The following is a 9,819-nucleotide window of genomic DNA, read 5'->3' as shown; positions in this document are numbered from 1 at the left end:
GCACCGGCGGGTGCTGGCCGTCCTCACCTACCTGCGGAACTGACCTCCCGGGCCAGGGCGACAGCGTCGGTGAGGGTGTCGGCCACCGGGTGGCCGGAGGCGCGCAGCCGGGCCGGGTCGGTGAACCCGCCGGTGTAGAGCACGGCCCGGCCGCCGACCGCCACCGCGGCGTCCGCGTCGTCGATGGAGTCGCCGATCAGCACCACCGAGGCGCCGTCCACGCCCAGCTCGGCCAGGTGCCGCTGGAGCGGTTCGGTCTTGCTGCCACCGCCGACCGTGGCCCGCAGCCCGTCGACGCGGGTGAAGTGGCCGGTCAACCCGTACGTGTGCACGGTCGGGACCAGCTCCTCGTGGAACCACATGGACAGCAGACTCTGGCTGCCCGGCCACGCGGCCATCGCGGCACGCGCGTCGGCGGCCAGCTCACAGGTGGTCAGCCCGGTGCGGTACGCCTCGTGGAAGATCTTGTCGAGGCGGCCGAACTCGTCGTCGTCAACGGCCTGCCCGAGCACCTCGGCGTAGTACTCGGCGATCGGCCTGCGGAACCGCACCCGGTGCTCGTCCGGGGTGACCGTCGGCCCGCCCAGGCTCGTGAACACGACGTTGGTGGCGGACACCACCAGACTCAGGTCGTTGAGCAGGGTGCCGTTCCAGTCCCAGACGAGGTGCGGGGGCGCAGGGGTCATCAGAGCACCATAGGCACCCCTCAGAGCTGCGGCGTGGTCAGGTCCCGCAGCAGCCGGTCCTCCTCGACCCGCCAGTAGCCGTGCTCCTTGCCGTCGAGCATCACCACCGGCAGCCGGTCCCCGTACTCCCGTTCCAGCCCCTCGTCGCCGGTGACGTCCCACTCGACCCACTTGTCGCCGGTGACCGCCACGACCCGGTCGAGCGCCGCCTTGGCGTCGTCGCACAGGTGGCAGCCGGGTCGGGTGATCAGCGCGAGTCGGGCGTCAGTTGCCATCGGTTACCTCCGTGCGGTCGGTCGGCGTCGCCGACCGGAGCTGGGTCTTGCGTACCTTGCCGATCGCCGAGTGTGGCAGGGCGTCGACGAACTCGACGGCGGTCGGGCACTTGAACCGGGCCAGGTTCCGCGCGCAGTGGGCGAGCAACTCCTCGCTGGTCACCGGTCGTCCCTGCGCCGGCACCACGTACGCCCGGACAGTCTCGCCGGTTCGCGGGTGCGGCACACCCAGTACCGCCGACTCGGCCACCCAGGGATGCCCGGCAAGCACCAGCTCGACCTCGTGCGGATAGACGTTGAACCCGTTGACGAGGATCAGGTCGCCGAGCCGGTCGACCAGGAAGAGGTCTCCGTCCTCGTCGGCGTACGCGATGTCACCGGTGCCCCACCACCCGTCGGCGGCCGGGCCGCCCCGACCATCGGGCCAGTACCCGGCGAAGAGGTTGGGGCCGGACACCACGATCTGCCCCGGGTCGGTGCCCGGCGCGACGTCGGAGAGGTCCAGCTCATCCGGGTCGTCGTCGGGGACTGCCAGCCCGTCGCGCCACAGCTCCACCCCGTCGGCGTCGACCAGGCGGAGCCGCACACCGGGCAGCGGGCGGCCGATCGAACCGGGCTTGGCCACGCCGCCGACCAGGGTGGAGGTGAGCACCGGCGCGGTCTCGGTGAGGCCGTACCCGATGTGCACCTGATGCCCGGTGACAGCGGTGAAGCGCGCCGCGACAGCGGGTTCGAGCGGTGCCGCGCCACAGACCGCCACCCGCACCGACGCGGTCGCCGCCCGGGCCGCGGCCATGCCGGCCCAGGTCAGGAACATCGACGGTACGCCGACCAGCACGCTGACCCGGTGCCGCGCGATCTCGTCCAGCCCCGCCGTCGGCCCCGGCTCGTCGAGCAGCACGCCGGTGGCGCCGTGATGCACGACAGCACCGAGCCCCGAGTTGAGCCCGTACGCGTGAAACAGCGGCAACGCGAGGAGAACGGTGTCCGTCGGCCCGACCACCGGCGGCTCGATCTGCGCGACCTGTTCGTGGTTGGCGAGCAGCGCCTGGTGCGACAGCATCGCTCCCTTGGGTCGCCCCTCGGTGCCGGAGGTGTAGAGCAGTACCGCCAGGTCCGCGCTGCCTCGTCGGGGGCGGGGTGCCGGCCCGGGTGCGTCGGCGGTCGGTGGCGTGCCGTGCACGGAGGTGAGCGCGGGCAGTTCGGCGGCGATGTCGGCGACCAGACCTCGTACGTGGTCGGTGGCGACGAGCACCGACGCGCCGGAGTCGGCCAGCACGTGTCGGAGTTCCGGGGCGGTGAGGCCGGGGTTGACCGGCACTGTCACCAGCCCGGCCCGCAGGGCGCCCAGCCAGGCGATCACGAAGTCCGGCGTGTTGGGCAGTGCGATGGCGACGCGTGGCGGGGTGGCGCCGGGGTCGGTGGGCGGTGCGGCGGCGGACAGGCCGCGGGCTGCGGCGTCCACAGCGGCGTCCAGTTCGGACCAGCTCACTGTGTGCTCGTGCCAGTGCAGCGCGGGCCGGTCGGCCCGGTCGTTGGCCGCCCGGCGGACCCGGTCGGCGAGGTTCGGCGCGGGGCTTTCCGAGAGGTCCGGCACGGTGGTCGAGTCTGGCACAGCGCGCGGCGACGGGCCACGCCCGGCGGTCGGGGCGGACCCGCGGGGGCGGCACCGCGACAGTCCCATGTACGGGACTGTCCGGTGTGCCATCGGCGGTCCGATCAGGTCCTGTCGATGGGACGTGCGATGCCGATCAGAGGCAGTTCGGTCGCCCCCACCCGACCGGCCGGCGTGTCGGGCCAACCGAACAGGCGGACGCCTCCCACCTGGGCATCCACCCTGGAACACCGTGCCGACGGAAAGTCAATCGCACACGACGGACAACCGGTCCGCCATCGGTGCGACGGAGCGGGAAATACTTCCGCCTTGTGTAACGGACTTGCCACGCGCGGGTGACGTTGGCCCTATCATCACTCGGGTCGGGTCACCCCATTTGCCGTGAGTCGACACCCCTCAGCCCGAGGAGGCCCCCGTGCCTGTGAGCGCATTGGACCAGCACCTCCAGCGGAACTGCCGCCCGTCGGCAGTTCCCGCCACCGTCCTGCCCGACCGGTCACCCGGTCGGTCCGCCCCGACGAGACCCAGACCGGCCCGGCCGGCAACCGACGGGACGGGGGCAACACGGTGACCACCTTCGGTTACGCGGAACGCCCGGTCGGCCTGACCGGTCAGCCGGCCCGCTCCCACGTCAACGAGCGCCCAGTAGCCCGCGCCCCCCTGGACGAGCAGCCCGGCGGCGGCCTGCGGGGTGACGGCACGGCGCATCGGATCCGCAGCCGGCCACATCACAACGAGCCACCACCGCGACCCGCGGTGCCCGGCGGGAACGCGAAGCCGGCCGGTGGCCGGGTGGCCGTACCGTCCCGGCCCGCCATGCCCGTGCAGGGTCGTCGGGTAAGCGACACACCGGCGGTCACCACCGACCCGGCGGCGGGTGAGACAGCGGTGATCCCGGCGGTGCCGGCCACCACCGCCACCACCCCGACCGGTTTCCCGAGCCGACCGGACCCGTCCGACCCGGCCACCGAGGTGTGGACGCTGATCGAGCGGGCCCAGGCCGGCGAGTCCGAGGCGTTCGGTCTGATCTACGACCGGTACGTGGACACCGTCTTCCGGTTCGTCTACTTCCGGGTTGGCAACCGGCAACTCGCCGAGGACCTCACCTCGGACACCTTCCTGCGCGCGCTCAAGCGGATCGGCAGCTTCACCTGGCAGGGCCGCGACCTCGGCGCCTGGCTGGTGACGATCGCCCGCAACCTGGTCGCTGACCACTTCAAGTCGGGCCGGTACCGACTGGAGGTCACCACCGGCGACGTGCTCGACGCCGACCGGGAGGACCGGGGCCCGGAGGGCAGCCCGGAGGCGGCGGTGGTGGAGCACATCACCAACGTCGCGCTGCTCACCGCCGTCAAGCAGCTCAACCCGGAGCAGCAGGAGTGCATAGTGCTCCGCTTCCTCCAGGGCTTCTCGGTCGCCGAGACGGCCCGCGCGATGGGCAAGAACGAGGGAGCCATCAAGGCCCTCCAGTACCGCGCCGTCCGCGCCCTGGCCCGACTGCTGCCCGACGGCTTCCAGCCGTAGGTTGTTACGGCGGGGCCGACGGGCGTCGATCAACGTCCGCGCAGCTCAGGGTCGGTCCCGCCTGGTGATGACCATCACTTTCTGTAATTTCCGCTCCGCCAGGCCCGTAACCCGTGCCCGGCCCGCCGCGTTTCTCCGGGTGCGACCGGTGGATGTCCCGGCAGGTCCGGGTCACCGAGGTCCGACCGGCATGCCGGCGGCACCTCACCTCCGTGGTGTCACACTGCCGCCCGGTCGCTGGCAACGACGGCGGCCGACCGGCCGTGACCAGCGAGAGGAGGTGCCTGCGGTGGACAACACCCTCTTCTCCCGCCGGCGCGCGGAGCGCTTCGCGCAGCTTCTCGACGAGGCCAACGGCGCTCGGCGACACCACGTGCGATCCCGGGTGGACGGCCACCTCGCGCCGCTCGTCGCAGTGGGTCAGCGGCTCAGCGTCGACCCGCCGGCTGTCGAGGTGGACCAGGACTTCCGCACCGGCCTGCGGGCGATGCTGCTCGCGACGGCCGAGCGGGAAGGGCTGGGCAGCACACCGGCGACGGCCGGCGAACCGGCCGCCACAACCACCCGGGGGCGGCTCGCCACCACCCGAGGACGGCTGCTGCCGGCGGTCACCGCCCGGCGGGCCCGAGCCCGGGGCGCGATCCTGGTCGGCATCGCCGCCGGGGCGATCGCCGTCTCCGGGATCTCCGCCGCCAGCGAGAACGCGGTGCCCGGTGACGCGCTGTACGGCATGAAGCGCTCCACCGAACGGGCACAGCTCGCCCTGGCCAGCTCGGACATCAGCCGAGGGCAACTCTTCCTGGACTTCGCCCGGACCAGACTCGGCGAAGCCGCCAAGCTGCGCGGCGACCGGATCGGCTACAGCGCGGTCCTCGACGACATGGACGCCGACACCCGGCAGGGCGTTCGCCTGCTGACCTCGGCCGCTGTGCAACGAGCCGAGCCCGGCAGCCTGGACACCCTCAACACCTTCGTGTCGAGCCAGCGCCGGGCGGTACGCGGCCTGCTCGACGGGAGCACCCGCGTCGACCGGGACCGGACCCACCGGTCACTGCTGCTGCTGGACAGCATCCGGGAACGCTCGGACGACCTGCGCGCGGCAATCGCCTGCGGCCTGCCGGCACCGACCGCCAGCGACGCCCTCGGCCCGGCCCCGAGCGCCTGCCCCGGCGATCGCTGACCCGCGCCCCTATACCGCACGTCCGACCGGCCGCGCCACAGTTCGCTGTGTGCCCGGCCGGTCGACCGTCTGCGGCGGATACCCTCGCCAGGGAGCATCAGTCGCACCGGGAAGGAAGGGAATCGCGTGGCGCGCAGCCGTAAGGTGACGGTCAGCACCGACGCCGAGGGGCACACCGCCGGCTGGGCGGACACCGACCTGGCCCCGGTCAGCGCACCAGACCCGACCGGCGCGGCGTTCTTCGACGTGGACAACACGATGATGCAGGGCGCCTCGATCTACTGGTTCGCCCGTGGGCTCGCCTCCCGGAACTACGTGACCACCGCCGACCTGGCCCGGTTCGCCTGGCAGCAGCTCCGTTTTCGGCTGCTCGCCCGGGAACACGCCGGTGACATGTCACTGGCCAAGGAGGCGGCGCTGGCCTTCGTCGAGGGCTGGCGGGTCAACGAGGTCGAACACCTCGCCGAGGAGATCTTCGACGAGCTGATGGCCCCCCGGATCTGGGCCGGCACACACCAGCTCGCGCAGCGTCACCTGGACGCCGGTCAGCGGGTCTGGCTGGTCAGCGCCGCCCCCGTCGAGATCGGCCGGGTGATCGCCGCCCGACTCGGCCTGACCGGTGCCATCGGTACCGTGGCCGAGGTGGTGGACGGGGCGTACACCGGGCGGTTGGTGGGTGACCTGATGCACGGACCGGCCAAGGCCGAGGCGGTCACCCAGCTCGCCGCTGTGGAAGGGCTCGACCTGACCCGCTGCGCGGCCTACAGCGACTCGGCGAACGACCTGCCGCTGCTCTCCGTGGTGGGGCGGGCGGTCGCCGTCAACCCGGACGGCGTTCTGCTGCGGCAGGCCCGCCAGCACGGCTGGGAGGTACGGGACTTCCGCACCGGCCGGCGAGCGGTCAAGATCGCCGTACCGTCGACTGCCGCGGCCGGGCTGGTCGCCGGCGCGGTCACCGCCGGCCTGGCCCTCCAGCGCCGCCGGCGCGCCGGCTGAGGACCGCCGGCTACGGGCCGAACGGGTCGGGCCGTCGCTCCAGCAACGTGTGCAGGGTCTGCTGGATGGTCTCCCGCACCTGGTCGGCGAGGTTGAAGACCACCAGCGGGTCATCCGCCGAGTCGGTCAGGTGGGCGGTGGGGATCGGCGGGCAGAACTCGATCAGCCACTTGCTGGGCAGCGGCACCATGCCCAGCGGGCCGAGCAACGGGAACGTCGGCGTGACCGGGAAGTACGGCAGCTTGAGCAGCCGCGCCAGCGGCTTGATGTCGGCGAGCATCGGGTAGATCTCCTCGCCGCCGACAATGGCGACGGGCACGATCGGGGTGCCGGTGCGCAGCGCCGCCGAGACGAACCCGCCCCGCCCGAAGCGTTGCAGCTTGTACCGGTCGGCGTAGAGCTTCCCGATGCCCTTGAAACCCTCCGGGAACACCCCGACCAGATCGCCGCCGCCGAGCAGCCGCTCCGCATCCGGGTTGCAGGCCACCGTGCCGCCGGTCTTGCGGGCCAACTCGGAGACGACAGGCATCCGGAAGACCAGGTCGGCGCCGAGCAACCGCAGGTAACGGTGGGCGGGATGCTTGTCGTGCAGCGCCGCGGAGAGAATCAGGGCGTCCAGCGCCACCGTCCCGGAATGGTTGCCGACCACCAGGGCGGGCCCGTCCACTGGCACATGCTCCACCCCGCTGACCTCGGTGCGGAACCAGTCCCGGTAGAGCACCCGCAGCAACGGGTGGAAGACCGCGTCGGTCAACTCCGAGTCGAACCCGAACTCGTCGACCTCGTAGTCACCGGCGAGCCGCCGGCGCAGAAACGCCAACCCGTTCGCGACCTTGCGGTCCCAGTGGTCCCCCGGCCGGTCCGCCACCGCCGGCCCGGTGCCCGCGCGCAGCCCGGCGTCGACCCGGTCGGCCGGAGTCGGGGGCGCTGCCGGGGTCGGGGTCGGCGCGGCCTGCGCGGCCGGCCGGTGTCCGTTGCGCCGCGCCGGCTCCGCATCCGGCCCGGGCACCTGCTGAGGTACGTCGAAACGCCCGACCGACTGCGGGTCGCGCCCCTCCTCCGGTGCACTCACAGCGCCACCTCTGTTCGCGACTGCGGGGCTCGCAAACCCGGCTCACTCCTCGCGCTCACGATGACCGCTCCCGCATGGCTGATCGGACCTGCCGGATGCCGTCCAGGACGAGTTTCTCGGCGGCGGCCAGCTGATCCCGGGTGACCACCACCCCGCCGTGATGGGCGCGGATGAAGTCCTCGAAGGCGGCGGCTGTCGACCGGGGTGTGAAGCCGTACTCCTGCTCCAGCCGGCTGGTGTCGACCACCCGGCCGTGCACGAAGAGGTCGACCTGGTCCAGGCCGTAGCGGCCGAAGCCCATGGTGCGGGCCAGCGCGGCGGCCCCCGACAGACCCGGCTCCAGCACCGGCACGGCGACCCGGCCGGCCCGCCGGATCGCCTGGGACAGCGACAGCACCCCCGGACCAGCGACGTTGTACGTGCCCGGATGGTCCTCCACGATCGACCGGTGCAGCACCTCCAACGCGTCGTCGAAGTGCAGGAACTGCAGGCGGGGGTCGCGGCCGAAGACCGTCGGCACGAACGGCTGCGAGAAGTAACGGGTCAGCGTGGTGTCGGCGGTCGAGCCGATGAACGGGGCGAAGCGCAGCACCGTGGCGGTGACGTCGGGCCGGCGGCGCCGGAAGCCACGGACGTACCCCTCCAGGTCGAGGATGTCGCGGCCGAAACCGCCGCGCGGCACCTCGCGGGGCTCGGTCTCCTCGGTGAAGACCGCAGGATCCCGGAACGACACCCCGTACGCGGCGGTCGACGAGCGGACCACGAGCTTGCGCAGCCGGGGTGCCCGCTGGCAGGCGGCGAGCATCTGCATGCTGCCGATGACGTTCTGGTCCTTCATCGCGGACCGGCCGCCGTGCTGCGGGTCGGGTGAGGTGACCAGCGCGAGGTGCACCACCGCGTCGACGTCCAGGTCGGCGAGGAGGCCACCGAGCGCTCCGCTGTCGACGCGGATCCGTTCGACCCGGTCCAGCAGGTCGGGGAACTCGGTGCCGGCGTCCGGTGCGTCCACCCCGATGACCCGTTCGATGCGGGGGTCGGCGGCCAGTCGGGCCGCCACGTGGGCACCCAGGTAACGGCCCACTCCGGTGACGACGACGACCCCCGGAGCACCTGAGGTGCCACCGGGGGTCATCTGACGCACCTACGCCGGCAGGATGGACCGAGCCGGGACGACCACGGCCTGATCACCTGAGCCTCCGGAGGTCGACAGTTTGGCAAGCGACGCACGCCGGGCGCTGAGCCCGGCGGCGATCACTTGCCGAGACGGCGACGCTGGACGCGGGTCTTGCGCAGCAGCTTGCGGTGCTTCTTCTTAGCCATGCGCTTACGGCGCTTCTTGACCACCGAGCCCATACGACAGCCTTTCGATACAACGTGCGGGGCGGACCGGATGACACCACGCAGGTGGCGACGGCGACCGCTTGCGGACAACGGACCGGACCAGTCTGGGCGGCGGGGCGCACCTGTGGGGTCTCGGTCGGGCTCCAGGGTAGCCGGAGGGCGTCAGCCGGACCAACGCGCCCCCGTCGCGGCCGCCTCAGGTCCACGACTGCGCGGCTCGCGATCTCACTCCGTACGCTCACCGATGCCGGTCAGCCGGCGGTGGCGGGCGGTGTGGTGGTGGCTCAGGCGGTTTCCTGAAACGCACCCCGGAGATATTCGTGCACCGCGTGCTCGGGCACCCGGAACGACCGGCCGACCCGGACGGCGGTGAGCTCACCGCTGTGCACCAGGCGATAGACAGTCATCTTCGACACCCGCATGACCGTCGCCACCTCCGCGACGGTCAGGAACTTGACCTCCGACAGCCGTCCGTCGGACTGTGACCCGGCCATGGCTCACCGACCCATCCCATGCCCGGCGCGTGCCAACCCGACGGATGCTCCGGGCCGGGCCGGCGACGCGCGTGTTACCAGTACGGTAGCGGGGCGGTTGTGACCGGCGCGATCCCTTCGTGCAACTGATCATGTTTCGGTGGCCGGTTCACCCGATCCGTGCTCCCGGTATCCGCCCGTGCGCGTGCACCGTCCGGTTGTTCCGGCGGTGCTCATTCGGTGCGCAGCGCGACGACCGGGTCGAGGCGGCCGGCGCGCTGCGCGGGAACCACCCCGAAGACGATGCCCACCACCGCCGACACGCCGAAGGCGAGCGCCAGCGACCACCAGGTGATCGCGGCCGGGATCGGCGACAGCGCGTCGACCAGCAGAGCGGTTCCCACGCCCAGCGCCATTCCGGTGACCCCGCCGATCGTGGTGAGCAGCACCGCTTCCAGCAGGAACTGCACGCCGATGTCGCGGGGACGCGCGCCGACGGCCTTGCGCAGCCCGATCTCCCGGGTCCGCTCCCGGACGCTGACCAGCATGATGTTGGAGACGCCGACGCCGCCGACGAGCAGTGAGATGCCGGCGATGGCGGCCAGCACACCGGTGAGGACACCGAGGATGTCGCCGAGCACGCCGAGGATCTGCTGC

Annotated in this window: 11 protein-coding genes; 3 read left to right on the top strand and 8 right to left on the bottom strand. The window is 72.3% G+C overall.

The genetic code is table 11. From position 1 onward, the window contains the following. Nucleotides 1-23 precede the first annotated feature (23 nt). From KBX53_RS11540 to KBX53_RS11530, 3 genes are read right to left on the bottom strand one after another with little or no spacing between them, the layout of a single operon-like run. Nucleotides 24-686: an HAD family hydrolase gene (locus KBX53_RS11540; protein WP_030329742.1), complete on the bottom strand. Its 663-nt coding sequence runs from the start codon at nucleotides 684-686 to the stop codon at nucleotides 24-26. A gap of 20 nt (nucleotides 687-706) precedes the next feature. Beyond that, nucleotides 707-961, bottom strand: coding sequence for a glutaredoxin family protein (locus KBX53_RS11535; RefSeq protein WP_030329740.1), 255 nt, complete (start codon nucleotides 959-961; stop codon nucleotides 707-709). Beyond that, nucleotides 951-2,558 carry an AMP-binding protein gene (locus KBX53_RS11530; protein ID WP_309140753.1) on the bottom strand — a complete coding sequence of 536 codons (1,608 nt, stop codon included), beginning with the start codon at nucleotides 2,556-2,558 and terminating at the stop codon, nucleotides 951-953. Before KBX53_RS11530 ends, KBX53_RS11535 begins: the two co-directional genes overlap by 11 nt. Nucleotides 2,559-3,143: 585 nt before the next feature. Here KBX53_RS11530 and KBX53_RS11525 point away from each other — a divergent pair. The 3 genes from KBX53_RS11525 (at nucleotide 3,144) to KBX53_RS11515 (ending at nucleotide 6,276) form a co-directional block, all read left to right on the top strand. Further along, the gene (locus KBX53_RS11525) at nucleotides 3,144-4,100 is read left to right on the top strand and encodes an ECF subfamily RNA polymerase sigma factor, BldN family (protein WP_210859080.1); all 957 of its coding nucleotides are present in this window, start codon (nucleotides 3,144-3,146) and stop codon (nucleotides 4,098-4,100) included. A 289-nt stretch (nucleotides 4,101-4,389) separates the two neighbouring features. Beyond that, the gene (locus tag KBX53_RS11520) at nucleotides 4,390-5,280 is read left to right on the top strand and encodes a DUF5667 domain-containing protein (protein ID WP_210859078.1); all 891 of its coding nucleotides are present in this window, start codon (nucleotides 4,390-4,392) and stop codon (nucleotides 5,278-5,280) included. Nucleotides 5,281-5,406: 126 nt separating this feature from the next. After that, complete coding sequence (locus tag KBX53_RS11515) at nucleotides 5,407-6,276, top strand: HAD family phosphatase (RefSeq protein WP_030329732.1); 870 nt, start codon at nucleotides 5,407-5,409, stop codon at nucleotides 6,274-6,276. A gap of 10 nt (nucleotides 6,277-6,286) precedes the next feature. Here the strand turns inward: KBX53_RS11515 and KBX53_RS11510 are convergent, their stop codons facing one another. The 5 genes from KBX53_RS11510 to KBX53_RS11490 form a co-directional block, all read right to left on the bottom strand. Beyond that, nucleotides 6,287-7,168: a lysophospholipid acyltransferase family protein gene (locus KBX53_RS11510; RefSeq protein ID WP_210859084.1), complete on the bottom strand. Its 882-nt coding sequence runs from the start codon at nucleotides 7,166-7,168 to the stop codon at nucleotides 6,287-6,289. A 235-nt stretch (nucleotides 7,169-7,403) separates the two neighbouring features. After that, nucleotides 7,404-8,480 (bottom strand): NAD-dependent epimerase/dehydratase family protein, encoded by a 1,077-nt coding sequence (locus KBX53_RS11505; protein WP_030329729.1) that lies wholly within the window; start codon nucleotides 8,478-8,480, stop codon nucleotides 7,404-7,406. 119 nt (nucleotides 8,481-8,599) lie between these two features. Further along, on the bottom strand, nucleotides 8,600-8,701 hold the full coding sequence (locus tag KBX53_RS11500; RefSeq protein WP_007465623.1) for an AURKAIP1/COX24 domain-containing protein: 102 nt from the start codon (nucleotides 8,699-8,701) through the stop codon (nucleotides 8,600-8,602). Between the two features lie 272 nt (nucleotides 8,702-8,973). Continuing rightward, complete coding sequence (locus KBX53_RS11495) at nucleotides 8,974-9,183, bottom strand: helix-turn-helix domain-containing protein (RefSeq protein ID WP_007465625.1); 210 nt, start codon at nucleotides 9,181-9,183, stop codon at nucleotides 8,974-8,976. A gap of 212 nt (nucleotides 9,184-9,395) precedes the next feature. Next, on the bottom strand, nucleotides 9,396-9,819 hold a 424-nt coding region (locus KBX53_RS11490), incomplete at its 5' end, for an ABC transporter permease (protein WP_210859076.1).

The sequence above is a fragment of the Micromonospora sp. M51 genome (assembly GCF_018070305.1).
Classification (GTDB): Bacteria; Actinomycetota; Actinomycetes; order Mycobacteriales; family Micromonosporaceae; genus Micromonospora; species Micromonospora parva.
Note: the sequence above shows the minus strand (reverse complement) of the source record. Positions and strands in the feature narration are given on the sequence as shown.

Excerpts from the sequence above, each read along its gene's own strand:
- KBX53_RS11540 (WP_030329742.1), bottom strand. The coding sequence starts at position 686 with ATGACCCCTGCGCCCCCGCACCTCGTCTGGGACTGGAACGGCACCCTG.
- KBX53_RS11535 (WP_030329740.1), bottom strand. The coding sequence starts at position 961 with ATGGCAACTGACGCCCGACTCGCGCTGATCACCCGACCCGGCTGCCAC.
- KBX53_RS11505 (WP_030329729.1), bottom strand. The coding sequence starts at position 8,480 with ATGACCCCCGGTGGCACCTCAGGTGCTCCGGGGGTCGTCGTCGTCACC.
- KBX53_RS11500 (WP_007465623.1), bottom strand. The coding sequence starts at position 8,701 with ATGGGCTCGGTGGTCAAGAAGCGCCGTAAGCGCATGGCTAAGAAGAAG.
- KBX53_RS11495 (WP_007465625.1), bottom strand. The coding sequence starts at position 9,183 with ATGGCCGGGTCACAGTCCGACGGACGGCTGTCGGAGGTCAAGTTCCTG.